The following is a 24,665-nucleotide window of genomic DNA, read 5'->3' on the forward strand; positions in this document are numbered from 1 at the left end:
TGCCCTGCGGTGGAGGCCACCGGACCCCGCACGGTCCGGAGCGAGGACTGTGAGGTGGGACGTGCAACTGACCCCGCACGAGCAAGAGAGGCTGCTGATCCATGTGGCCGCCGACGTCGCCGAGAAGCGCCGGGCCCGCGGGCTGAAGCTCAACCACCCCGAGGCGGTCGCGCTCATCACGTCGCACATCCTGGAAGGCGCGCGTGACGGCCGTACGGTCGCCGAACTCATGGCTTCTGGGCGCAAGTTGCTCACGCGGGACGACGTCATGGAAGGCATCCCCGAGATGATCCACGACGTCCAGGTCGAGGCCACCTTCCCGGACGGCACCAAGCTCGTCACCGTCCACGACCCGATCGTCTGAGGGGGCCGCGATGATTCCGGGCGAGATCCTCTTCGCCGAGGACCCGATCGTGTACAACGAGGGCGCCGAGGTCACCGCGCTGACCGTCCTCAACGCCGCCGACCGGCCCGTCCAGGTCGGCTCCCACTACCACTTCGCCGAGGCCAACCCCGGCCTGGAGTTCGACCGTGCCGCCGCGCGCGGCAAGCGGCTCAACATCGCCGCGGGCACCGCCGTCCGCTTCGAGCCCGGGATCCCCGTCGACGTCGAACTCGTCCCGCTCGCCGGCGCCCGTGTGGTGCCGGGGCTGCGCGGGGAGACCGGAGGTGCCCTCGATGCCTGAGATCTCGCGTGCCGCGTACGCCGACCTGTTCGGCCCGACCACCGGTGACCGCATCCGGCTCGCCGACACCGACCTGATCGTCGAGATCGAGGAGGACCGCAGCGGCGGGCCCGGACTCGCCGGCCAGGAAGCCGTGTTCGGCGGCGGCAAGGTCATCCGCGAGTCCATGGGTCAGTCCCGCGCCACCCGCGCGGAGGGCACCCCGGACACCGTCATCACCGGCGCCGTCGTCATCGACCACTGGGGCATCGTCAAGGCGGACGTCGGCATCCGTGACGGCCGGATCACCGGCATCGGCAAGGCCGGCAACCCCGACACCATGGACGGGGTCCACCCGGACCTGGTCATCGGCCCCGAGACCGAGGTCATCGCGGGCAACGGACGCATCCTGACCGCCGGGGCCGTCGACGCCCACGTCCACTTCATCTGCCCGCAGATCGCCGACGAGGCCCTGGCCTCCGGCGTCACCACCCTGGTCGGCGGCGGCACGGGACCCGCCGAGGGCTCGAAGGCGACCACCGTGACGCCGGGCCCCTGGCACCTCGCCCGGATGCTGGAGGCGATGGAGCAGTACCCGCTCAACATCGGCTTCCTCGGCAAGGGCAACACCATGTCCCACGAGGCGATGCTGTCCCAGATCCGGGGCGGCGCGCTCGGCCTGAAGCTGCACGAGGACTGGGGCTCCACGCCCGCCGTCATCGACGCCTCGCTGACCGTCGCCGAGCAGACCGGCATCCAGGTCGCCATCCACACCGACACCCTGAACGAGGCCGGGTTCGTCGGCGACACCCTCGCGGCGATCGGCGGACGCGGCATCCACGCGTACCACACCGAGGGCGCGGGCGGCGGGCACGCACCCGACATCATGACCGTCGTCTCGCAGCCGCACGTGCTGCCGAGCTCGACCAACCCGACGCGGCCGTTCACCGTCAACACCGCCGAGGAACACCTCGACATGCTGATGGTCTGCCATCACCTCAACCCGGCCGTCCCGGAGGACCTCGCGTTCGCCGAGTCCCGTATCCGGCCGACGACCATCGGCGCGGAGGACATCCTCCACGACCTCGGCGCCATCTCGATCATCTCCTCCGACGCCCAGGCCATGGGCCGCGTCGGCGAGGTCGTCATGCGGACCTGGCAGACCGCCCACGTGATGAAGCGCCGCCGGGGCGCCCTGCCCGGCGACGGCCGCGCGGACAACCACCGGGTGCGGCGGTACGTCGCCAAGTACACGATCAACCCGGCGATCGCCCAGGGCCTGGCCCGGGAGATCGGCTCCGTCGAGACCGGCAAGCTCGCCGACCTCGTGCTCTGGGAGCCCGCGTTCTTCGGGGTCAAGCCCCATCTCGTCGTCAAGGGCGGGCAGATCGCCTACGCGCAGATGGGCGACGCGAACGCCTCCATCCCGACGCCGCAGCCCATCCTGCCCCGGCCGATGTACGGCGCGATCGGCCGTGCGCCCGCCTCGAACTCCTTCAACTTCGTCGCCCCGCTGGCGATCGAGGACGGGCTGCCGGAGCGGCTCCAGCTCGGCAAGCGGTTCGTGGCGATCGAGTCGACGCGCGGGGTCACCAAGGCCGACATGCGCGAGAACGACGCGCGGCCCGAGGTACGGGTCGACCCCGACAGTTTCGCCGTGCACATCGACGGGGAGCTGGTGGAGGCCGCTCCGGCCGCCGAACTGCCCCTCGCCCAGCGTTACTTCCTCTTCTGATGTCCAGGGCGGCACTGCTCGTCCTCGCCGACGGGCGCTTCCCCGCCGGAGGTCACGCGCACTCCGGTGGGGCCGAGGCGGCGGTCAAGGCCGGGCTGATCTCCGGGGCGGCGGAGCTGGAGGACTTCTGCCGGGGGCGGCTGCACACCGCCGGTCTGGTGTCCGCGTCCGTCGCCGCCGCTGCCGTACTCGGTGTCGATCCCGTGGAGTTGGACACCGCCGTCGACGCCCGTACGCCGTCGCCCGCGCTGCGGGGTGCTTCGCGGAAGCTGGGGCGGCAGTTGACCCGGGCCGCTCGGGCGACGTGGCCGTCGGGTGAACTCGACGCTCTCGCGGCCGAGTTCCCCAAGGGCGCGCATCAGCCGGTGGTGCTGGGGCTGGCCGCTCGGGCCGCCGGGCTGGCTGCCGTCGACGCGGCGTACTGCGCGGTGTACGAGTGCGTGAGCGGGCCCGCGTCGGCGACCGTGCGGCTGCTGAGTCTCGACCCGTTCGACGCGAGCGGGGTGCTGGCCCGGTTGGCGGGGGAGATGGACCGGGTCGCGGACCTCGCGGTGGAGGCGGCGCGGGGCGTGGTGGACGCGGGCGTCGACGCGGTGCCCGCGGCCTCCGCTCCGCTGCTGGAGGTGTTCGCGGAGGGGCATGCGGGCTGGGGGGCGCGGTTGTTCGCCTCGTGAGGTGTCTCGCCCCCGCCGCCCCTACCCGTTCCCTTCACCAGGGGCTGCCGCCCCTTCGACCCCGCCCCGACCCGGGGGCTCCGCCCCCTGGACCCCCCATCGGCCCCGAAAGGGCCTCGTCCTCAAACGCCGGACGGGCTGGAAGAAGGACAGGGCCGATGTCCCTGCGACGCCGCACCGGCTGAAAGAAAGATCAGACCGATGTCCATGCGACGCCGGACGGGCTGGAAGAAAGACCAGGCCGATGCTCGTTAGGAGCCGTAATCATGCATCTTGACCACTCCCACCACGGCCCCGTCGCCGTCAGCGCCGACGCTCGTCGTCCTGACGGGCGACGTCGGGCGTTCCGGATCGGGCTCGGAGGGCCCGTCGGGTCGGGGAAGACCGCTACCGTGGCCGCGCTGTGCCGGCTGCTGCGGGACGAGTTGTCGCTGGCCGTCGTCACCAACGACATCTACACCCGCGAGGACGCCGAGTTCCTGCTCCGGGAGGCCGTGCTGCCGCCGGAGCGGATCACCGCCGTGGAGACGGGAGCCTGCCCGCACACCGCCATCCGGGACGACATCTCCGCCAACCTCGAAGCCGTCGAGGATCTGGAGGACGAGGTCGGGCCGCTGGACCTCGTGCTCGTCGAGAGCGGCGGGGACAACCTGACCGCCACCTTCTCCAAGGGGCTCGTCGACGCGCAGATCTTCGTCATCGACGTGGCCGGCGGGGACGACATCCCGCGCAAGGGCGGCCCCGGTGTGACCACGGCCGACCTGCTCGTCGTCAACAAGACCGACCTCGCCCCGTACGTCGGCTCCGATCTCGCGCGCATGGCCGCCGACGCCAAGGCGCAGCGGGCCGAACTGCCGGTCGTGTTCCAGTCGCTCAGGAGCGAGGCCGGTGTCGCCGACGTGGCCGCGTGGGTGCGGGAGCGGATCGCCGCGTGGACGGCGTGAGCACCGGGGTCCGGGCGACCGCGCGGCTCGGCGCCCGGTCCGACGGGCGCGGCGGCACCGCGCTGCCCGTCCTGGAGGGCGAGGGACCGCTCGCGCTGCGCCGGACCCGGGGCAGCGGCGACCGGGCGCGGGTCATGCTCGTCGGCGCGATGAGCGGGCCGCTCGGCGGGGACCACTTCACCGTCGAGGCCGAGGTGACCGAGAGGGCCCGGCTGCACGTCGGGTCGGCCGCCGCGACCATCGCCCTGCCCGGGCAGCACAAGGACGGCGCCCGCTACGACGTGCGGCTGACCGTCGCCGACGGGGCCGAACTCCTCTGGCTTCCGGAGCAGTTGATCTCCGTCGCGGGGAGCGATCTGGCCGTCACCACCCATGCCGACGTGGGCGCCGAGGGGCGCCTCGTGCTGCGCGAGGAGCAGGTGCTCGGGCGGGCCGGGGAGGAGCCGGGCCGGCTCGGCAGCCGGCTCGTGGTGAGGGTCGGCGGGCGGGTCGTCCTGGACCAGGAGCTGTCCTGCGGGCCCGGGGCGCCGGGCGGCTGGGACGGGCCCGCAGTGCTCGGCGGTCATCGGGCTGTCGGGCAACTCGTCGTCGTACGGCCTGAGTTCGCCGAGCGGCCCGTCGCGGCGCGGATGCTCGGCGACGGGGCCGCGCTGATGCCGCTCGCCGGTCCCGCCGCGCTCGTCACCGCCGTGGCGCCGGACGCGCTGCGGCTGCGGAGGCTGCTGGACGCCGCGCTCACCGACCTCGGCTAGCGAACAGATCTATCCGGTTATCGGATTGGCAAAGAAGGCCGGACAGGTCTTCTCTCAGGGAACGCACAGCCGAGAGGATCCCCGTACTCATCAACGACGTACGGGGAGGACGCACTTGAGGCGCAGCAGATCGACCAGAGGCGCCGCGGCACTCGGTTCCGCCGGCGTGCTGATATCGGCGACGCTGATAGCCGGGGCCGTGGCCGCACCCACCGCGAACGCCACCGCGAACGCCACCGCGAACGCGAGCGCGGGCAGCCGCCACGGCCAGGACCGCGAGGCACGCGGCGCCGCGATCGCCGCCGACCGGGCCGCGAAGAGCGGCATCGACTGGCAGGACTGTCCCGCCGACTGGGGCCTGGAGAAGCCGATCCAGTGCGGGTACGTCACCGTGCCGCTGGACTACGCGAAGCCCTACGGCAAGCAGATCAAGCTCGCCGTCGACCGCATCGGCAACACCGGGACCAAGGAGGAGCGCCAGGGCGCGCTCATCTACAACCCCGGCGGCCCCGGCGGCTCCGGCCTCCGCTTCCCGCGCCGGGTCGTCACCAAGGCGCCGGTGTGGGCCAACACCGCCAAGGCGTACGACTTCGTGGGCTTCGACCCGCGCGGCGTCGGCAAGTCGGCGCCCATCTCCTGCGTCGACCCGCAGGAGTTCGTGAAGGCGCCCAAGGCCGACCCGGTGCCCGACTCCGAGGCCGACAAGCGCGCCCAGCGCAAGCTGGCCCGTGAGTACGCCGAGGGCTGCGCCGAGCGCAGCGGCGAGATGCTGCCGCACATGACCACGCCGAACACCGCGCGCGACCTCGACGTCATCCGTGCCGCGCTCGGCGAGAAGAAGCTCAACTACCTAGGCGTCTCCTACGGCACGTACCTGGGCGCCGTCTACGGCACCCTCTTCCCGGGCCACGTCCGCCGCATGGTCGTCGACAGCGTCGTCAACCCGTCGCGGGAGAAGATCTGGTACCAGGCCAACCTGGACCAGGACGTCGCCTTCGAGATGCGCTGGAAGGACTGGCAGGACTGGGTCGCCGCCAACGACGCCGCCTTCCACCTCGGCACCACCCGTGCCGAAGTCCAGGCGAAGTGGCTGAAGTTGAGGGCGACCGCGAAGAAGAACCCGATCGGCGGGGTCGTGGGACCCGCCGAGCTGATCGGCTTCTTCCAGGGCGCCCCGTACTACGACTCCTCGTGGGTCCCCGTCGCCACGGTCTTCAGCCAGTACTTCGCCGGCGACACCCAGGCCCTCGTCGACGCCGCCGCGCCCGACCTCTCCGACACGGCGGGCAACGCCGCCTCGGAGAACGGCAACGCCGTCTACACCGCCGTCGAGTGCACCGACGCCAAGTGGCCCACCAGCTGGCAGAAGTGGGACCGCGACAACACCCGCCTGCACAAGGACTACCCGTTCCTCACCTGGGCCAACGCCTGGATGAACCTGCCCTGCGCGACCTGGCCGGCCAAGCAGCAGACGCCGGTCGACGTCCGGACGGGCAAGGGTCTGCCGCAGGTCCTCATCGTGCAGTCCGAGCGTGACGCGGCCACTCCGTACGCGGGCGCCGTCGAGCTGCACAAGCGGTTCAAGGGCTCCCGTCTCATCACCGAGAAGGGCGCGGGCTCCCACGGTGTGACCAGCCTGGTCAACCCGTGCATCAACGAGCGGGTGGACGCCTACCTGCTCAGCGGCAGGCTCGACGCCGCCGACGTCACGTGCGGCGCGCACGCGACGCCGAAGCCGTAGCACCGGCCGGCTGAGCGAAGGGGGCACCCCGCCCGGGGCGCCCCCTTCGTCACGCGTCCAGCCACGCGTCCTCCGCCGCGTAGTCGAACAGGCCCTCCCCGTACGAGCGGACCATCTTCGGGTACGCCTCCCGCCAGTCCCGCCCCGCCAGCCGGCGTTCGATCGAGGCGACCGTCTCGGCCAGCCGGTCCGCGTACCGGGTCACCGCGCGATAGCCCAACTCCCTTTCGGCGGCGGACATGTCGCCGATCACGGGCAGCGGCACCGACCACGGGGTGTCGCCGACCGTGGGCACCGGCGGCGCACCCTCGACCAGCACGTCCTCCGGCAGCGGGTCCACGCCCATCACCCGGTCGATCGCCCGCGCGATCTCCGCCACCGTCGGCACGTCCGGGTCCACCGCGTTCAGCACCCGGCTGCCCGGCTTCGCCGCCGCCAGCCGGATCAGCTCCGCGATGTTGTGCACGCCCGCCGGATGGAACCGGCTCCGCCCGCCGTGGGCGAGGACGCGCCGGGTCCGGCCGTCCAGGTTGCGCTTGACGAAGTACAGCTCGCGCGGCGTCTGGCAGTACGGCCCGTGGACGGCCCCCGCGCGCAGCAGCGTCGTGGGCAACGCGTCGCCCGCCGCCAGCAGTTCACGCTCCAGTCCGGCCTTGCGCGTGCTGTACGTGCCGTCGCCCGGCTCGACCGTGCGCTGGTCCACCGTGATCGGCACCGGATACTCGGGGAAGCCGTCCGGCTCCTCCTGGGTGTCGAAGCCGCGGCCCTTGCCGTCCTCGTACACCGACACACTGGAGACGACGACCGCGGACCCCACCCGCCCGGCCAGGGCCGTCAACTGCCGTGCGTGCGACCGGTCGTACGCCACCACGTCCACGAGGACCTCGCAGCCGTCACCGACCGCGGCGACCAGAGCGGTGTCGTCCTCGCGGTCAGCCCGGACCACCCGTACGTCCCCGGGCCAGTCCTCGTCCCGTCCTCCGCCGCGCGAGACGGCGGTCACCTCCCAGCCGTCCCGGGCCAGCGTCCCCACCGCGACCCGCCCGATCTGCCCGGTCGCCCCGATCACCACAGCACGTCGTGTCATGCGGCGACGGTACGACGTACGGGACCCGGGGTCCCAGGACTTCTGCCGACGGCAGAGGGACCGTCGGGTGCGGACGCCAACTGCCCCGTACCGGGCGGGAGGTCAGCTGAGCGGCAGCCGCGGGAAGCGGCGCTCCTTGTCGGCCTTCGCCTCGGCCTCGGCCGCTTTCACCACGGCCGCGTACTCGTCGACGTACTCCTGGCCGGAGAGGCTGAGGATCGCGTAGATCAGTTCGTCGGTGATCGCGCGCAGGATCGCCTTCTCGTTCTCCATCCCCGCGTAGCGGGAGAAGTCGAGGGGTTCGCCGAAGCGGATGGTGACGGGGTGGGGCCGGGGGATCACCGTGCCGGGCGGCTGCGCCTCGAAGGTCCCGATCATCGCGCAGGGGATGACGGGCACCCCGGCCTTGAGGGCCATCACCGCGACGCCCACCTTGCCCTTGTACAGCCGTCCGTCGTGCGACCGGGTGCCCTCCGGATAGATACCGAGCAGCTCGCCCTTGCCGAGCACCCCGAGCCCCTCGCGGATCGCCGCCTGCCCGGCCTCCTTGCCGGAGCGGTCCACCGGGATCTGCCCCGCGCTGCGGAAGAACGCCGCCGTCAGCCGGCCCTTGATGCCGGGCCCGGTGAAGTACTCGGCCTTGGCGAGGAACGTGATGCGCCGCTTGAGGACGGCCGGCATCAGGAAGTGGTCCGAGAAGGAGAGATGGTTGCCCGCGACGATCGCGGCGCCGGTCTCCGGGATGTGCTCCAGGCCCTCTATTCGGGGCCGGAAGACCAGTCTCAGCAGCGGCCCCAGCAGGACGTACTTGAGCAGGTAGTAGAACAAGGGGTCGCTCCTCACACCGAAGGGTCGGCTCAACCGCCGCGTTCCCACAGGTCAACCGGCAGGTCGTGGGGCTGTCAGTGTAGGGGGACCGTGGACTGCCCCAAAACCTCAGGGGAGTTGGCCCTGGCGGGTTCCGCCCGGTCACTCCACCGGGCCCGTCAGCGGCTGCTCCGCCCAGATGATCTTCCCCTCGGGCACGAACCGGGTGCCCCAGCGTTCCGCGAACTGGGAGACCAGCAGCAGGCCACGCCCGCCCTCGTCGGTCGTGCGCGGGTGGCGCAGATGGGGCGCGGTGGCGCCGCCGTCGTACACCTCGCAGATCAGGGAGCGCTCCCGGATCAGGCGCAGTCGGATGGGGCCGACGGCGTGCCGGATGGCGTTGGTGACCAGTTCACTCACGACCAGTTCCGTGGTGAACGCCAAGTCCTCCAGGCCCCATTCGGTCAGCTGCCGGGTGGCCGCCTTGCGGGCGTCGGCGACCTGCGCCGGATCGGACGGCAGGTCCCAGTCGGCGACCTGGTCGGGCCCCAGGAGCCGGGTCCGGGCCATCAGCAGCGCCACGTCGTCGTGCGGGTGGTCCGGGGTGAGCGCGTCGACGAGGGACCGGCAGCGCAGCTCCAGCGAGGGCGGCCCGTCGCCCGCCCGCGCCGGGGCGGGCGACCGTTCCAGCGCGGCCCGCAGCTGGTCCCGGTCGGCGCCGGAGCCGGTGCCGTGCGCGAGCAGTCCGTCCGTGTGCAGGGCGAGCGTGCTGCCCTCGGCCAGCGCCAGCTCCACCGACTCGAAGGGCGGCCCGCCCACCCCGAGCGGCGGCCCCTGCGGCAGGTCCACGAAGGTGACCGTCCCGTCGGGCAGCACCACGGCCGGCGCCGGATGTCCCGCGGCGGCCATCGTGCACTGGCCGTCGACCGGGTCGTACACGACGTACACGCACCCGGAGCCCACCGGCTGGGCGCTGTCGTCGTCCGGACCGCCGCCCTCCTCGCGCGCCGAGCGCACCACCAGGTCGTCGAGGTGGGCGAGCACCTCCTCGGGCGGCAGCTCCAGCGCGGCCAGGGTGCGGACGGCGGTGCGCAGCCGGCCCATCGCGGCGGCGGCGCCGATGCCGTGCCCCGGGACCTCGCCCACGACGAGGGCGACGCGCGCCCCGGACAGCGGGACCAGGTCGTACCAGTCACCGCCGAGGCCCGTCAGCTCGTCGGCCGGGCGGTAGCAGGCGGACACCTCCACGGCGCCCTGCTCGGGCAGCCGGTGGGGCAGCAGGCTGCGCTGGAGCAGCAGGGCCGCGTCCCGCTCCCGGGTGTAGCGGCGGGCGTTGTCGACACAGACCGCCGCCCGTGAGACGAGGTCCTCCGCCAGGCTCAGGTCGTCCGCGTCGAAGGGCTCCTGGCGGCGCCGGCGGAAGAACGTGGTGACACCGAGGGTGATGCCCCGGGCGCGGATCGGCACGATCATCACGCTGTGCAGTCCCAGCTCCAGGAAGGTGGCGTCGCGGGTCATCGAGCCCCATTCGCCGGCCAGCGGATCGAGCCGCTCCTCCCGCCAGGACTCCCCGGAGGCCAGCGAGCGCAGCGGCGGCGAGCCGGGCAGATAGGTCGCCACCTCGCCGACGTCGACGACCGCCTCCGGGACGCCCTGGTTCACGGACTGGTGGCCCGCCCGGCGCAGCGGTACGCGATCCGTCGCCTGCGGCGGCCCGGGGGACAGCTCGGCCGCCTGGAACACGGAGTCCAGCAGGTCCACGGCGACGAAGTCGGCGAGGCTCGGCACGACCACGTCGGCCAGTTCCTGGGCGGTCTGGCGGATCCCCAGGGTGCGGCCGATGCGCTCGCCCGCCCGGTCCAGCAGCGCGAGCCGCTGCCGGGCGCGGTGCCGCTCGGTGATGTCGACGACGGTGTAGTACACGCCGACCGCGTGGCCGTCCTCGTCGTCGAGCCGGGTGAACGACATCATGTGCGCCGTCTCCCGGTGCGGCGCCGACCGGACGTGGCCCACGTGCTCGTAGCCGAGAACCGGCTCACCGGTGTCCAGGACCCGCCGCATCTGCGTCTCTATGCCCACGACGTCGATACCGGGCTGGAGGTCCCCGATGCGCAGCCCCAGCCGGTGCCGGGCCGGGCCGCTGCCGAACTGCTCCAGAACCTCGTTGGACCACACGAACCGCAGGTTCGTGTCCACGATCGCTATCCCGATGGGGGACCGGGTCGCCATCTGCTCCAGCACCTGCCGGCTCATGTCCCAGCCGATGCCCTCGGCCATGTCCGACAGCAGCACCAGCCAGCGGCACGGCCCCGACGGCTCCATCGCCGAGGTGACCCGCACCATCAGCCGCACCGGACGCCCGTCCCCGCGCCGCGCCGTCAGCAGCCCCGACCAGCCGCCGTCCGCCCGGCACCGCCCGGCGACCTCCGGTGCCCGCCGCGCGTCCTCGGCGGACAGCAGGGTCACGGCCTCCGTCCCGACGACCTGGTCGGCGGCGTACGCCAGCAGCCGCTCCGCGTCCCGCGTCCAGCTGGTGATCACCCCGCGCTCGTCGAGCAGCACGGGCGCGGCATCGGCCACATCGAACCGCTGCCGGGCGACGTCCTGCTTCTCGTCAGCGCCCACGGACGACCTCTCTGTCGCTGAAGAGTGGTCTACCACCTCTTCTCCCCATCTTCACCCGATACGGCGGGAGCGCGCAGAACACGACCACCGGCCGAGACCGCCCACCGGGTGAGAGGGAGCGGTGGCCGGGGCGGCGAGCGCCCCGGCCCGTCCCGCTATCGCAGGACCCCCTCCAGCGTGGCGAGCGCCCCGCGCAGTTCGTCCGCCGTGATCGTCAGCGGGGGAGCGAGGCGGATCGTGGAGCCGTGGGTGTCCTTGACCAGGACGCCCTCCGCCATCAGCCGGGCGCTGATCTCGCGGCCCGTGCCGATCGCCGGATCGACGTCCACGCCCGCCCACAGACCGCGCGAGCGGAAGCCGACGACGCCCTTGCCGACCAGGGCGGTGAGGCCGTCGCGCAGGACCGCGCCGAGGTCGGTGGCCCGGCGCTGGAACTCGCCGGTCTCCAGCAGCTCGACCACGGCCGTGCCGACCGCCGCCGCGAGCGGGTTGCCGCCGAACGTCGAGCCGTGCTCGCCCGGATGCAGCACGCCGAGCACGTCCCGGCGGGCCACGACCGCGGAGACCGGCACGATGCCGCCGCCGAGCGCCTTGCCCAGCAGCAGCACGTCCGGGACGACGCCCTCGTGCTCCACGGCCAGGGTGCGCCCGGTGCGGCCGAGGCCCGACTGGATCTCGTCGGCGACGAACAGGCACCCCGCGCGCCGCGTCAGCTCCCGCACACCGGTCAGATAGCCCTCGTCGGGGACGATCACGCCGGCCTCGCCCTGGATCGGCTCCAGGAGCACCGCGGCCGTCGTCTCGTCGACCGCCGCCTCCAGGGCCGCCAGGTCGTTGTACGGCACGATCCGGAACCCGGGGGTGAACGGGCCGAAGCCCGCCCGGGCCGTCTCGTCGGTGGAGAAGCTGACGATCGTCGTCGTACGGCCGTGGAAGTTCTCCGACGCCACGACGATCGTCGCCCGGTCGGCGGGGACGCCCTTGACGTCGTAGGCCCACTTGCGGGCCACCTTGATGCCGGACTCGACCGCCTCGGCGCCGGTGTTCATCGGCAGCACCATGTCGAGCCCGGTCAGCGCGGCGAGCCGCTCGGCGAAGGCGGCGAGCTGGTCGTTGTGGAAGGCGCGTGAGGTGAGGGTGAGCCGGTCCAGCTGGCGGTGGGCCGCCTCGATCAGCGCCGGGTGGCGGTGGCCGAAGTTGAGGGCCGAGTAGCCGGCCAGCATGTCGAGGTAGCGGCGGCCCTCGACGTCCTCGACCCAGGTGCCCTCGGCGCGGGAGACGACGACGGGCAGGGGGTGGTAGTTGTGCGCGAGGACCGGCTCCTCGGCCCGGATCAGCTCGGCGGAGGTACGCGTGTGCACGGCAGCGGTCATGAGCGGATCTCCTGGGTGCAGCACTTGATGCCGCCGCCGGCCTTGTGGAGCTCGGACAGGTCGACGGGGACGGGGACATAGCCGTGGGCGTCCAGACGCGCGGCGAGCGCCTCGGCCTGCGGCGCGATGAAGACGTGGCGGCCGTCGGAGACGGAGTTCAGACCGAACACCATCGCGTCGTCCCGGGTCGCGAGGACCGCGTCCGGGAAGAGCCGGGCCAGCACCTCGCGGCTGCCGGCCGAGAAGGCCTCCGGGTAGTACGCGACGTTCGCGTCGTCGAGGACGAACAGCGCGGTGTCCAGGTGGTAGAAGTACGGGTCCACCAGGGTCAGGCTGATCACCGGGTGGCCGAAGAACTCCTGCACCTCGCGGTGCGCGTCGCGGGTCGTGCGGAAACCGGTGCCGGCCAGCACGTACCGGCCGGTCCAGACGAGGTCGCCCTCGCCCTCGCAGACCGACTCGGGGCGGTGGACGGTGAACCCGGCCGTCTTGAACCAGGTGTCGTAGTGGGTCGACTCGGGGCGGCGCTCCGGCGCGTGGAAGAGCGAGCCGAAGACCCGGCCGCCGACCACGACCGCCGAGTTCGCCGCGAAGACCATGTCCGGCAGGCCGGGGACCGGGGCCACGGCGTCGACGGTGTGGCCGTGGGCGCGGTACGCCCGGATCAGCGACTGCCACTGATCCTGGGCGAGGTCCACGTCCACGCGCGTGTCGGGATGCATCCAGGGGTTGATCGCGTACTGCACGGCGAAGTGTCTGGGTTCGCAGACGAGGAAACGCCGTCGGCGCGGCACACGGGAGTCGGACACAGAGGGGTTCCTCCGCTTCCTGGAGTGTCGTCTCAGGGTTGACACCAAGGTAGGAAGTGACCGATAGGACGGACAAGCAACGAGAATTGCGTGTCCGCGCAGGAATGCTGCTTCTTGAACCCCTTCAGCGCACGCTTGGTGCGTCGGGCGGGGCGGGCTGGCTCGCACCCGCCTCCGGACTCTCCGGGATGAGATGGGACAGCACCATCACGCTGATCGTCTTCCGGATGAACGGCTCCGTGCGGATGCGCTCCAGCACCTCCTCGAAGTGCTCCACGTCCCGCGCCCGCACATGCAGCAGCGCGTCCGCGCCGCCCGTCACCGTCATCGCCGCCGTGATCTCCGGATGGTTGCGCACCACCTCCGCCAGCCGCCGCGGCGGCGCGGCGCCCTCGCAGTACACCTCGACGTACGCCTCCGTGCGCCAGCCCAGCGCGGCCGGCTGCACGGTCGCCGTGAACCCGGTGATCACACCGGTCTCCCGCATCCGGTCCACCCGCCGCTTGACCGCCGTCGCCGACAGCCCCACGGCCGTGCCGATCTCCGCGAAGCTCGTCCTGGCGTTCGCCATCAGAGCGGTGATGATCTGCCGGTCGAGCGCGTCGAACGACGCGGACGTGCTGCTCATGGCGGCACTGTACCCAGACCCCGGACCCACACCGTGTCCAGCGAGAACGTCCACACCGGCGCATGTGCAGTCGTACGAATTGCTCCTACACTCCCGGTCATGCTGCGCGCCCTGGCTGTCGACGACGAACGCCCCTCGCTGGAGGAACTCCTCTACCTCCTCCACGCCGACCCGCGCGTCGGCAGCGCCGAGGGTGCCGGGGACGCGACCGAGGCGCTGCGCCGCATCAACCGGGCCCTGGAATCGGGGCCGCACGGGCCCGAGGCCATCGACGTCGTCTTCCTCGACATCAACATGCCCGGCCTCGACGGGCTCGACCTGGCCCGGCTGCTCGGCGGCTTCGCCAGTCCGCCCCTGGTCGTGTTCGTCACCGCCCACGAGGACTTCGCCGTGCGGGCCTTCGACCTCAAGGCCGTGGACTACGTCCTCAAACCCGTCCGCAAGGAACGCCTCGCGGAGGCCGTGCGGCGCGCCGCCGAACTGCGCGGCGCCGCCCCGCGCATCCCCGTCCACGAACCCGACCCCGACCACATACCCGTCGAACTCGGCGGTGTCACACGGTTCGTGAGCGTCGAGGAGATCACCCATGTCGAGGCCCAGGGCGACTACGCCCGCCTGCACACCACCAAGGGCAGCCATCTCGTCCGCATCCCGCTGTCCACCCTGGAGGAACGCTGGCGCTCGCGCGGGTTCGTCCGGATCCACCGCCGCCATCTCGTCGCCCTGCGCCACGTCGGCGAACTCCGCCTGGACGCGGGCACGGTGAGCGTCCTGGTCGGCGCCGAGGAACTCCAGGTCTCCCGCCGCCACACCCGCGAACTGCGCGACCTGCTGATGAGGAGGCCCTGACCGTGCCGCAGGACCCCGCGGAGCGTCGCGTCGTCGTCACCGGCCCGCCCCGCCGCACCCGCCACGCCTCCGGCTACTACCGGCCCCGCACCGAGATCGACGAGCAGACCACCCTCGGCCACACCTACGTCCGCTCCCTCATGCGCTCCCAACTCCGGGCGGCGCTCGCCGTGTTCGCCGTCCTCGGACTCCTCGTCGGGCCGCTGCCGCTGCTGTTCGCCGCCATGCCCGGCGCCCGCCGCCTGGAATGGGCGGTGCTCGGCTTCGGCATCTACGTCCCGCTGGTCCTGCTCGCCCGCTGGTACGTGCGCCGCGCCGAACGCAACGAACGGGACTTCGTCCGGCTGGTCGAGGACCGATGAGGCACGAGGACCGATGAGGCACGGGGACCGATGAGGCACGGGGACCGATGAGGAACGAGGACCGGAGGAACCAGGACCGATGAGGCACGGGGACCGATGAACTCCAGCTATGCCGTGCCCGCCGTGGCGCTCGTGGTCGTGGCGACCGTCCTCGTCGGCGCCTTCGGACTGCGCATCTCCCGCACCACCTCCGACTTCTACGTCGCCTCCCGCACCGTCGGACCCCGGCTCAACGCGGCGGCCATCAGCGGCGAGTACCTGTCCGCGGCCTCCTTCCTCGGCATCGCGGGACTGGTCCTGGTCCAGGGCCCGGACATGCTCTGGTACCCCGTCGGCTACACCGCCGGCTATCTCGTCCTGCTGCTCTTCGTCGCCGCCCCGCTGCGCCGCTCGGGCGCCTACACCCTGCCCGACTTCGCCGAGGCCCGCCTCGCCTCCCAGGCGGTACGACGCCTGGCCGGGGCCTTCGTCGTCGGCGTCGGCTGGCTGTACCTGCTGCCCCAGCTCCAGGGCGCCGGACTGACGCTGACCGTGCTGACCGGGGCGCCCGGCGAACTCGGCGGGGTCATCGTCGCCGTCGTGGTGGTCGCCACCGTCGCCGCCGGGGGCATGCGCAGCATCACCTTCGTGCAGGCCTTCCAGTACTGGCTCAAACTCACCGCCCTGCTCGTCCCCGCGCTCTTCCTGATCGTCGCCTGGCAGGGCGACGGCGCCCCCAGCCACGCCTTCGAGGAACCCGCCACCTTCCGCGAACAGCGCGTCGTGCGGGTGGGGGAGACCCTCGACCTCGACCTCGACCGGCCGCTGACCGTCACCGTGGACGGCACCGTCGACGGCCGCGCCCACGAGGACACCGCACTGCGCCTGACCGCGGGCACCCACCGCATCGACGCGGGCACCCGGCTCACCTTCGCCGCCGGCGCCCCCGTCCCCGAGGCCGGGCCCGGCGACACCAGCCTCTCGCCCTCCCAGGCCGAGTCCCGCGGCGAACGCCCGCTCTACGCCACCTACGGGCTGATCCTCGCGACCTTCCTCGGCACCATGGGCCTGCCGCACGTCGTCGTCCGCTTCTACACCAGCCCGCACGGCGTCGCCGCCCGCCGCACCACCGTGGCCGTCCTCGGCCTGATCGGCGCCTTCTACCTCCTGCCGCCCGTGTACGGCGCCCTCGGCCGCCTGTACGCCCCCGAACTCACCCTCACCGGCGACGCGGACGCCGCCGTGCTCCTCCTGCCCGACCGGATGATCGGCGGCCTCGGCGGCGACCTGCTCGGCGCGCTCGTCGCCGGGGGCGCGTTCGCCGCGTTCCTGTCGACCGCGTCGGGGCTGACCATGGCCGTCGCCGGCGTCCTCACCCAGGACGTTCTCCCCTCGCGCGGCGTACGCCACTTCCGCCTCGGCACCGTCCTCGCCATGGCCGTCCCCCTGGTGGCGAGCGTGCTGGTCGGCGGGCTGCCGGTGGCCGACGCCGTGGGGCTCGCCTTCGCCGTGTCCGCCTCGTCGTTCTGCCCGCTGCTCGTCCTCGGCATCTGGTGGCGGCGGCTGACCCCGCCAGGTGCCGCCGCCGGGATGCTGGTCGGCGGCGGGTCCGCGCTGCTCGCGGTGGCCGCGACGATGGCCGGATTCCCCGGGGCGGGCGCCCTGCACGCGCTCCTCGCCTGGCCCGCCCTCTGGTCGGTGCCGCTCGCCTTCCTCACCATGGTCCTGGTGTCCCTGGCCACCCCGGGCCGGGTACCGGCGGGCACGGCGGCCATCCTGGCCCGGTTCCATCTGCCCGAGGAACTGCGCGCGGGCACGGAGGTGAAGGCATGAGCGGCTTCCTGGCCGGACTGTGCGTGGCGATCCTGCCGCTGCTGGCCGCAGGCTTCTGGCTCGGCCGCCGCACCGCCCGCGCCGACGGCCCCGGCGACCTCGGCACCCCCGTCGAGCACGCCACCTTCGAGACCCTGCACACCGCGTCCCTCGCCGCACCCCCGCTCCGGGCCGGCCTCACCGAGGAGACCGCCCGCAAGTCGGCCCGCAGGCTGCGCACCCTGCTCGGCACCGACGCCCTGTGCCTCACCGACCAGAAGCAGGTCCTCGTCTGGGACGGCGCCGGCGGCCACCACCGCGACGAGGTCATGCGCCGTCTCGCGGGCCCCCTGGAGACCGGGCGCGGCGAGGCGTTCCCGCTGACCTGCGACGCCCTCGACTGCACGGTGAGCTGGGCCGTCGTCGCCCCTCTCACCGTCGACGACCGGGTCCACGGCGCCCTGGTGGCCTGCGCGCCCCGCGAGTCCGCCGTCCTGGTCCGGGCCGCCGGGGAGGTCGCCCGCTGGGTCTCCGTCCAGTTGGAACTGGCCGACCTGGACCGGTCCCGCACCCGGCTCATCGAGGCCGAGATCAAGGCCCTGCGCGCCCAGATATCCCCGCACTTCATCTTCAACTCGCTCGCGGTGATCGCCTCGTTCGTCCGCACCGACCCCGAGCGGGCCCGCGAACTGCTCCTGGAGTTCGCCGACTTCACCCGCTACTCGTTCCGCAGGCACGGCGACTTCACCACGCTCGCCGACGAACTCCACGCCATCGACCACTACTTGGCGCTGGTCCGGGCACGCTTCGGCGACCGCCTCTCCGTCACCCTCCAGATCGCCCCCGAGGTCCTCCCCGTCACCCTGCCCTTCCTCTGCCTCCAGCCGCTCGTGGAGAACGCCGTGAAACACGGCCTGGAGGGCAAGTCCGGCACCTGCCGGATCCAGATCACCGCCCAGGACGAGGGCGCCGAGGCACTCGTCGTCATCGAGGACGACGGCGCCGGCATGGACCCCGACGCGCTGCGCCGCATCCTCGCCGGCGAGGTCAGCCCCTCGGGCGGCATCGGACTGTCCAACGTCGACGACCGGCTCCGCCAGGTCTACGGCGACGACCACGGCCTCGTCATCGAGACGGCCGTGGGCGCGGGCATGCGGATCACCGCCCGCCTGCCCAAGTACCAGCCGGGCGTCCACCCGGCACGGTGACCCGGACCGGGGGCTCGGGCGGAGGGCGTCACGTGTTGCGTGTGACGACCATGCCGAGGGTGATCAGGCCCAGCACCACCCAGCCGAACCACAGCCAGCCGTTGCTGCCGAGCGCCACCGTGTAGGCGGTCACCATGACGAGTCCGCCGACGGTGAGCACCCCCATCGTTCTGGTCGAACCGTCCGTGGAACCTGCCATCGCGGCACCCTCCTCAGGAATCGTCCCCCTCCATGGTGCCCCCGTTCTGCTTCCGGACGGTGCAGACGACAAAATGTGTGCCCGTTTTCCAGGGACCCGCGCTGGTCCAGGACCCCGCCGCGTACACCGACGGATCGAAGCCGTAGTCGGCCGGCGGGACCTTCTGCCCGCAGGCCGCGTCCGACCGGGTGCGCGCCTGTTCCAGCGTGACCGCCGCGCCCAGACGGGTGAATCCGAGGACCTCCTCGTCGTGCGGTTTCGCACAGTCCACCAGCCGCGCGTCCCGGTTGGACCGCACCTCCAGACAGTCCCGCCGCTGCATGGTCGCCACGTCCGCGAACGCCGAGCCCGGCTCCCGGTTCCCGTCCAGCGGCCCGTACACCGGCCCGTGCGCCCCCAGCACCAGACAGGCGCTCCGCCTCCCCGCCGCCGCGAACCCCGCCGCCGTGGGCACGACGGCGTACGCGCGTACGTCGGCGAGCTTCCCGCGCAGCTCCGCCGTCAGCTCCTCGCACCGCGCGGGCCCCCGCTCACGCGCCTCGTCGGCGGAGGCGGCCGGGGCGAACGCCATGACCTGCCCGTCCGGCGGCCCGTTGCGGCACGTCGGGTCCGGCGTCACCCGGGGCGTGCCCGCGAAGGGCGCCTCGCCCAGCCAGTCGACGATCACGCAGTCGCCGTCCTTCAGCGGCCCGCTCAGTCCGACGTCCTCGCCGTAGGGCAGCGCGCCGCCGCTCGCGGAACCCCCCTCCGCGTCCTTCCCGGGCGGCTGCTGCGCCACCGCGTACCAGACCCCGCCCCCGGCCAGGGCCAGCCCCAGCAGCCCGGCGAGCGCCGAGTGCAGCGCCCTGGGCCGGGTACGGCGCCGCCGCCCGCCGGGTCCGGCCGGCGGCGGCCCGAAGCCCTGCGCGGGCTCCTGCGCCCGCGGCCCCGGAGGTGGGAGAGGGGGCGAGGGCTGCGCCCAGGGCGGCTGCGACCCCAGATCGGTCTGCGTCCGGGCGAACGGGTCCACGCGCGGGGTGACGACGTCGGACAGCGCCGCCTCGGCCCGCTGCGCGGAGATCCGCAGCCCCGGGTCCTTGACCAGCATCGCCTCCAGCACCGGCGCCAGCGCCCCCGCCCGCACCGGGGGCCGCGGCTCCTCCATCACCACGGCGGTGATCTCCGCGAAGTGCGACTCACGGTCGAAGGGCCCGCACCCCTCGACCGCGTGGTACAGCGTGCAGCCCAGTGAGAACAGGTCGGCGGCCGGGGTCGGCGGCCCGCCCGTGGCCCGCTCCGGCGCCAGGAAACCGGCGGTGCCCACCAGCACGGACGTCATGGTGTACCGCGTCTCGCCCGCGTCGGGCTGCACCGAGATCCCGTAGTCGGTGAGCAGGACCCGGCCGTACGCCGAGCCCGAGCGGTCCGGTGCCAGCAGGATGTTCGCCGGCTTCACGTCCCGGTGCATCACCCCGCGCTCGTGCCCGGCGGTGAGCGCGTCCAGCACGGCGAGCCCGATCCGGGCCACCTCGGCCGGGGCCGGCGGGCCGATCCGGGCGACCAGGTCGCGCAGGTCCACGGCGCCCGGCACGTACTCCATCACGATCCACGGCAGACCGTCGTGCTCCAGCACGTCGTGCACCGTCACCACGTTCGGGTGGCCGCGCAGCCCCGCCGCGTGCCGGGCCTCCGCGCGGGCCCGGGCGACCCGGGTCTCCCGGTCGTGCCCGGCCTCCGCCGGGTCCCGGAAGACGATCTCCTTGAGCGCGACCTCGCAGGCGAGTCTCTGGTCGTGGGCGAGCCACACATGGCCCATGCCGCCGCTGCCGAGCCGGTTCAGCAGCAGATAGCGGCTGGCGATGACCCGGCCCACGCCCGATGTCGGTGATCCTGGATGCATCCGGTGACTCCCGGGTTCTGCGAGTACTGCCCGGGCGCTACGCGCTGACGCTCGCCGTCGGCGCTTCGGGCGCGGAGGCGGTGGTCGTCGGCGGTGCGCTCGTGACGGTCGGCGGTGGCGGCGCGCTGCTCGTCACCGGGGGCGCGCTCGTGGTGGGCGGCGCGGCGCTGGTGGTGGCGGGCGGTGGCGCGCTCGACGTGGTGGGTGGCGGTGCGCTGCTCGTGACCGGCGCGCTCGATGCGGTCGTTGCCGGGGGCGGGCTGCTCGGAGCGGGCGACGAACTGGACACCGGGCGACCGCTCGACGAAGGAGGCGGCGAGGAGGAGGACGGCGGCGGCGAGGACGTACCGCCGCTGCTCGCCCCGGAGCCGCCGGGCGTCGGCGGACCGGACGACGAGGGACCCGGACCGGACGACGAGGGACCAGGGCCGGAGCCCGTCGCGCCGCCGGACGACGAGCCGCCGGACGACTTCGACTCCTCCGCCACGCTCAGCATCACGTACGACCCGAACCGCAGGTCGGTCCCGGCCGGCGGATCGGTGGCCGTGACGCGCGCGGTGTCCGCGGGCGCGGACCCGCCGTCGTAGCCGGTCGCGAGCCTGCGGTCGGTGAGGGCGGCGCGGGCCTGGGCGAAGGTCAGCCCGGCCAGGGAGGGCACGGCCCGGGTCTCACGGGTGTCGAAGGCGACGTCCTTCGCGCCCGTCGTGCCGACCGGCCGGTCGATGCCCCGGTCGGGGTCCGCCACGTCCACGAGGGCGACCTTCTCCAGCGGACGCGAGGCGGGCCGCACGGTCACCACCGACGAACGCTCGTAGCCCTTCCATTCCTTGTTGCCGTCCCCGAACTCGACGTCGATCCGGCTGGTGTCACCCTCGAAGGGGCGCAGCGGATTCCCGCACGAACATTTCACGGCCGGAGCGCCCTGTTCATCGACGAGAATCGCGATTCCCGCCTGGAGCAGGGAGTTGAACGGGACGGCCTTTTCCTTCTTGTAGTCGTGGTTCTTCACGAGCGTGTCGTGGCGCAGCAGAACCGGTGTGAGGCGGTCCAGATATTCAGGAATCTCGTCGGTGCCGATGTGCGGCACCGAGGCCCATGCCTGAGCCTTCCTGTGATTCCTGGGATCGGTGAGGAATTTCTCCAGTTTGTCGACGTCACAGATCGTCGGCTGCTTCGAACCCCCGTACAGCCCCGGTGTGTCGCCCTGCTGGAGACTGCCCCGGACCGGCGCCGAACGCACCGAGGCGGCGTCTTTGCCCAGCTCACTGCTCTTCTCGTCGAAGAACGGCGCGAGCGAGGGCACACCGGCCGCGACGGCCTTCACCACCAGCAGCGGTGTGCCCTTGTCACAGCCGCTCAACGCGAGAACGAATATCAGCAGGCACGCAATCCTTTTCGCGAGCCTGTGCATAAATGCGCGAAGTGTCATCACCGCTCCCCCCGGCGGTTCCCCCAACGCGCTTCATGCTACTGAATGCCTCAGGCCGGTGCGGGCTTCACCGCCCACGTGCGTTCAATGAGGCCAAATAGACGTTGTATGCCTCGAGTTCCTTGTCGCCGTCCCGGTCGGCGGCCCGGTCCTTGCGGCGCGCCTGACGCTGTTCCGATCCGTACCACTGGAACAGCAGTGCGAGCAGCACGAGTACGGAGGGAATCTCGCTGAACGCCCACGCGATTCCGCCCGCCGCGTTCTGGTCGGAGAGCGCGTCGATTCCGAGCGAGGCGGGCGGATTCCGGAAGGACTCGACCATCGGCGTGGACGCCATCATCAGCGCGATGCCGAAGAAGGCGTGGAACGGCATGCCCGCGAACAGTTCCAGCATCCGCATCAGATAGCCGGGCCGGCGCGGCCCCGGGTCGACCCCGATGATCGGCCAGAAGAAGACCACGCCCACGGCCAGGAAGTGCACCATCATCGCGATGTGCCCCGCCTTGGACCCCATCAGGGTGTCGAAGATCGGCGTGAAGTACAGCGCGTACAGGCTCGCGATGAACAGCGGGATGGTGAACGCCGGATGCGTGATGATCCGCATGTACCGGCTGTGCAGCAGCGCCAGCAGCAGCTCACGCGGCCCCGTGCGCCCCTTGCCCGCCACCGGCAGCGCCCGCAGCGCGAGCGTCATCGGGGCGCCCAGCAGGATCAGGATCGGCGACAGCATGCTGATCACCATGTGCTGCACCATGTGCACGCTGAACATGACCATGCCGTAGTCGTTCAGTCCGGTGCACATCACCAGCATCACGGTCAGCACCCCGACGACGTACGACACGGTCCGCGCCGCCGACCACGAGTCGCCGCGCCGCCGCAGCCGCACGACCCCCCACGCGTACAGCCCGAGCCCGAGCAGACAGGCCACCAGGAAGAACGGATCGGCCGACCACTGAAGACCCCGCCCCAGCGTGAACGGCGGCAGATCCATGGTCATGCCGTGCCCGCTGTGATCCATTCCGGCGGCTCCTGATTCGTGGGGGTTGTACAAATCTGTCCGCACACAGACTAGAACTGCCCCCGGCGACCGATGTCACCGGGGGCAGCCACGTCCCACGCCGCGCGGGCGGCGGTCAGAGCACGCACTCCGCTTCCGCGTACCGGTCCGCCGGGACCGTCTTCAGCGTCTCCACGGCCTCCGCCAGCGGCACCATCACGATGTCGGTGCCCCGCAGCGCGGTCATCGCGCCGAACTCGCCCCGGTGCACCGCCTCCACCGCGTGCCAGCCGAACCGCGTCGCGAGGACCCGGTCGTAGGCCGTCGGCGTCCCGCCCCGCTGCACATGTCCGAGGATGACCGGACGGGCCTCCTTGCCGAGCCGCTGCTCCAGCTCGACGGAGAGCTGCCGCGCGATCCCCGCGAACCGCTCGTGCCCGTAGACGTCCTTGCCGCCCTCGTCGAACGCCATCGTGCCCGCGGCCGGCTTGGCGCCCTCCGCGGCGACGACGATCGCGAACCGCTTGCCCGCCTCGAACCGTTCGCCGACCCGCCGGGCCAGCTCCTCGATGTCGAAGGGCCGCTCGGGGACGACGATGGCGTGGGCGCCGGCCGCCATGCCGGAGTGCAGCGCGATCCAGCCGGTGTGCCGGCCCATGACCTCGACGACCAGGACCCGCTGGTGGGACTCGGCGGTGGTCTTGAGCCGGTCGAGCGCCTCGGTGGCCACACCGACCGCGGTGTCGAAGCCGAAGGTGACGTCCGTGACGGCGATGTCGTTGTCGATGGTCTTCGGGACGCCGACGACGGGCAGGCCCGCGTCGTACATCAGCCGGGCCGCCTTCAGCGTGCCCTCGCCGCCGATCGGGATGATCGCGTCGAGGCCGAGTTCGGCGACATGCCCCTTGGCGCGCTCCACACCGTCACGCAGATGCGAGGGCTGGACACGGGAGGAGCCGAGAATCGTTCCGCCGCGGGCCAGGATGCCGCCCACCGCGTCGAGGTCGAGCTTGAGGTAGTCGCACTCCAGGAGGCCCTTCCAGCCGTCCCGGAAGCCGATGACCTCGTCGCCGTGGTCCACGACGGCGCGGTGCACGACGGACCGGATGACGGCGTTCAGGCCGGGGCAGTCGCCGCCGGACGTGAGGACACCAATGCGCATAGCCCGAACAACCTTCTCAACGTGGGCCGGGGACCGGACCTCGTCGTCCGGCTCGATCCCCGCCACCCTAGCGGCAGGAGGGGGCGGGACCGAACCGTGCGTCCGCCTGCTGGACGGGCCCGCTCAGGTGTGCGGACCCATCGTCAGACGGGCTGGTGAAGCGGGCCTTGAGGCCCGGTGAACACGCAGCTCAGCAGGGCTGCCGGGACGTGCTAGGCGGGCTCCTTGGCCGCCGCGATGCGCTCGTTGCGCAGCGCCTCGTACCAGCGGTCGTCGGTCGGCGGCAGCGCGTTCACGTCGAGCGCCAGCTTCAGCAGCAGGTCCGCGATGAGCGGGTTGCGCGCCAGCACGGGCCCGTGCATGTACGTGCCGAAGACGGTGTCGTTGTACGCGCCCTCGGTGCCGTCGCCCGTGCCGTTGCCGTTGCCGATCTTGACCTGGGCGAACGGGCGGGCGGTCGGGCCGAGATGGGTGACGCCCTGGTGGTTCTCGAAGCCGGTCAGCGAGGGCAGACCGAGCCGCGGGTCGATGTCCGCGAGCACGTCCCCGACGCACCGGGCGCCCTCGCCGCGCGTGGACACCACGTCGAGCAGGCCGAGGCCCGGCTCGCGCTGGCCGAGGTCGTTGATGAACTCGTGGCCGAGGATCTGGTAGCCCGCGCAGACGGAGAAGACGATCGCGCCGTTCTCCACCGCCCGCGTCAGTCCGCCGTCCCGGCGCAGCCGCTCGGAGGCGAGCCGCTGCGGACGGTCCTCGCCGCCGCCGATGAGGTAGATGTCGCCGGAGGTCGGGATCGGCTGGTCGCTGCGCACGTCGAGACGGGCCACGTCGAGCCGGCGCTGCCGGGCCCGGCGCTCCACGACGAGCACGTTGCCCTGGTCGCCGTACGTGCTGAGCAGGTCGGGGTAGACCCAGACGATCCGGAGTTGGTTGTCGCTCACAAAAGTCC

The 24,665-nt window shown here is 72.5% G+C and carries 23 protein-coding genes; 11 read left to right on the forward strand and 12 right to left on the reverse strand.

The genetic code is table 11. From position 1 onward, the window contains the following. Positions 1-61: 61 nt before the first annotated feature. From ACIPSE_RS39890 to ACIPSE_RS39920, 7 genes are all read left to right on the forward strand, one after another. Positions 62-364: an urease subunit gamma gene (locus tag ACIPSE_RS39890; protein ID WP_010355509.1), complete on the forward strand. Its 303-nt coding sequence runs from the start codon at positions 62-64 to the stop codon at positions 362-364. Positions 365-374: 10 nt separating this feature from the next. Then, positions 375-686, forward strand: a complete 312-nt coding sequence (locus ACIPSE_RS39895) for an urease subunit beta (RefSeq protein WP_401673132.1) — start codon at positions 375-377, stop codon at positions 684-686. Further along, positions 679-2,400, forward strand: coding sequence for an urease subunit alpha (locus tag ACIPSE_RS39900; protein WP_401673136.1), 1,722 nt, complete (start codon positions 679-681; stop codon positions 2,398-2,400). The genes ACIPSE_RS39895 and ACIPSE_RS39900 overlap by 8 nt, the downstream gene beginning before the upstream one ends. Further along, entirely contained in the window at positions 2,400-3,074 is a 675-nt protein-coding gene (locus ACIPSE_RS39905; protein ID WP_401673137.1) for an urease accessory protein UreF, read from the forward strand. The genes ACIPSE_RS39900 and ACIPSE_RS39905 overlap by 1 nt, the downstream gene beginning before the upstream one ends. 266 nt (positions 3,075-3,340) lie before the next feature. Continuing rightward, positions 3,341-4,018: an urease accessory protein UreG gene (ureG, locus tag ACIPSE_RS39910; RefSeq protein ID WP_401673140.1), complete on the forward strand. Its 678-nt coding sequence runs from the start codon at positions 3,341-3,343 to the stop codon at positions 4,016-4,018. Beyond that, complete coding sequence (locus ACIPSE_RS39915) at positions 4,006-4,770, forward strand: urease accessory protein UreD (protein ID WP_401673142.1); 765 nt, start codon at positions 4,006-4,008, stop codon at positions 4,768-4,770. The genes ureG and ACIPSE_RS39915 overlap by 13 nt, the downstream gene beginning before the upstream one ends. Positions 4,771-4,885: 115 nt before the next feature. After that, positions 4,886-6,511, forward strand: a complete 1,626-nt coding sequence (locus tag ACIPSE_RS39920) for an alpha/beta hydrolase (protein WP_401673144.1) — start codon at positions 4,886-4,888, stop codon at positions 6,509-6,511. 49 nt (positions 6,512-6,560) lie between these two features. On the opposite strand, the gene ACIPSE_RS39925 is transcribed toward ACIPSE_RS39920, so the two are convergent. The 6 genes from ACIPSE_RS39925 to ACIPSE_RS39950 form a co-directional block, all read right to left on the reverse strand. Beyond that, entirely contained in the window at positions 6,561-7,583 is a 1,023-nt protein-coding gene (locus tag ACIPSE_RS39925) for an NAD-dependent epimerase/dehydratase family protein (RefSeq protein ID WP_401673582.1), read from the reverse strand. A 117-nt stretch (positions 7,584-7,700) separates the two neighbouring features. Then, a complete protein-coding gene (locus tag ACIPSE_RS39930) occupies positions 7,701-8,426 on the reverse strand; it encodes a lysophospholipid acyltransferase family protein (RefSeq protein ID WP_401673147.1) in 726 nt (241 codons plus the stop codon). 141 nt (positions 8,427-8,567) lie between these two features. Next, positions 8,568-11,030 (reverse strand): SpoIIE family protein phosphatase, encoded by a 2,463-nt coding sequence (locus tag ACIPSE_RS39935; protein WP_401673149.1) that lies wholly within the window; start codon positions 11,028-11,030, stop codon positions 8,568-8,570. Between the two features lie 155 nt (positions 11,031-11,185). Continuing rightward, positions 11,186-12,403, reverse strand: a complete 1,218-nt coding sequence (gene rocD / locus ACIPSE_RS39940; RefSeq protein ID WP_401673152.1) for an ornithine--oxo-acid transaminase — start codon at positions 12,401-12,403, stop codon at positions 11,186-11,188. Then, positions 12,400-13,212 carry a dimethylargininase gene (gene ddaH, locus ACIPSE_RS39945; protein ID WP_401673154.1) on the reverse strand — a complete coding sequence of 271 codons (813 nt, stop codon included), beginning with the start codon at positions 13,210-13,212 and terminating at the stop codon, positions 12,400-12,402. The genes rocD and ddaH overlap by 4 nt, the downstream gene beginning before the upstream one ends. Before the next feature lie 124 nt (positions 13,213-13,336). Further along, complete coding sequence (locus ACIPSE_RS39950) at positions 13,337-13,840, reverse strand: Lrp/AsnC family transcriptional regulator (protein ID WP_401673157.1); 504 nt, start codon at positions 13,838-13,840, stop codon at positions 13,337-13,339. Between the two features lie 99 nt (positions 13,841-13,939). Between ACIPSE_RS39950 and ACIPSE_RS39955 the strand changes: the two genes are divergently transcribed. The 4 genes from ACIPSE_RS39955 (at position 13,940) to ACIPSE_RS39970 (ending at position 18,050) form a co-directional block, all read left to right on the forward strand. Further along, the gene (locus tag ACIPSE_RS39955; RefSeq protein ID WP_401673160.1) at positions 13,940-14,689 is read left to right on the forward strand and encodes a LytR/AlgR family response regulator transcription factor; all 750 of its coding nucleotides are present in this window, start codon (positions 13,940-13,942) and stop codon (positions 14,687-14,689) included. Positions 14,690-14,691: 2 nt separating this feature from the next. After that, the gene (locus ACIPSE_RS39960; RefSeq protein ID WP_401673163.1) at positions 14,692-15,051 is read left to right on the forward strand and encodes a hypothetical protein; all 360 of its coding nucleotides are present in this window, start codon (positions 14,692-14,694) and stop codon (positions 15,049-15,051) included. A 96-nt stretch (positions 15,052-15,147) separates the two neighbouring features. Next, complete coding sequence (locus ACIPSE_RS39965) at positions 15,148-16,863, forward strand: cation acetate symporter (RefSeq protein ID WP_401673165.1); 1,716 nt, start codon at positions 15,148-15,150, stop codon at positions 16,861-16,863. Continuing rightward, positions 16,860-18,050 (forward strand): sensor histidine kinase, encoded by a 1,191-nt coding sequence (locus tag ACIPSE_RS39970; protein WP_401673167.1) that lies wholly within the window; start codon positions 16,860-16,862, stop codon positions 18,048-18,050. The genes ACIPSE_RS39965 and ACIPSE_RS39970 overlap by 4 nt, the downstream gene beginning before the upstream one ends. A gap of 28 nt (positions 18,051-18,078) precedes the next feature. On the opposite strand, the gene ACIPSE_RS39975 is transcribed toward ACIPSE_RS39970, so the two are convergent. The 6 genes from ACIPSE_RS39975 to ACIPSE_RS40000 form a co-directional block, all read right to left on the reverse strand. Next, positions 18,079-18,249, reverse strand: coding sequence for a hypothetical protein (locus ACIPSE_RS39975; protein WP_401673169.1), 171 nt, complete (start codon positions 18,247-18,249; stop codon positions 18,079-18,081). A gap of 13 nt (positions 18,250-18,262) precedes the next feature. After that, positions 18,263-20,128: a septum formation family protein gene (locus ACIPSE_RS39980; protein ID WP_401673171.1), complete on the reverse strand. Its 1,866-nt coding sequence runs from the start codon at positions 20,126-20,128 to the stop codon at positions 18,263-18,265. 37 nt (positions 20,129-20,165) lie between these two features. After that, positions 20,166-21,488, reverse strand: a complete 1,323-nt coding sequence (locus ACIPSE_RS39985) for a DUF6777 domain-containing protein (protein WP_401673174.1) — start codon at positions 21,486-21,488, stop codon at positions 20,166-20,168. Between the two features lie 136 nt (positions 21,489-21,624). Beyond that, positions 21,625-22,575, reverse strand: coding sequence for a cytochrome c oxidase assembly protein (locus tag ACIPSE_RS39990; RefSeq protein WP_401673177.1), 951 nt, complete (start codon positions 22,573-22,575; stop codon positions 21,625-21,627). A gap of 115 nt (positions 22,576-22,690) precedes the next feature. Continuing rightward, complete coding sequence (locus tag ACIPSE_RS39995; protein WP_401673180.1) at positions 22,691-23,716, reverse strand: 6-phosphofructokinase; 1,026 nt, start codon at positions 23,714-23,716, stop codon at positions 22,691-22,693. Between the two features lie 212 nt (positions 23,717-23,928). After that, a complete protein-coding gene (locus ACIPSE_RS40000) occupies positions 23,929-24,657 on the reverse strand; it encodes a type 1 glutamine amidotransferase (RefSeq protein WP_401673182.1) in 729 nt (242 codons plus the stop codon). Positions 24,658-24,665: the final 8 nt, after the last annotated feature.

The sequence above is a fragment of the Streptomyces sp. NPDC090106 genome, from assembly GCF_044747265.1.
Lineage (GTDB): Bacteria > Actinomycetota > Actinomycetes > Streptomycetales > Streptomycetaceae > Streptomyces.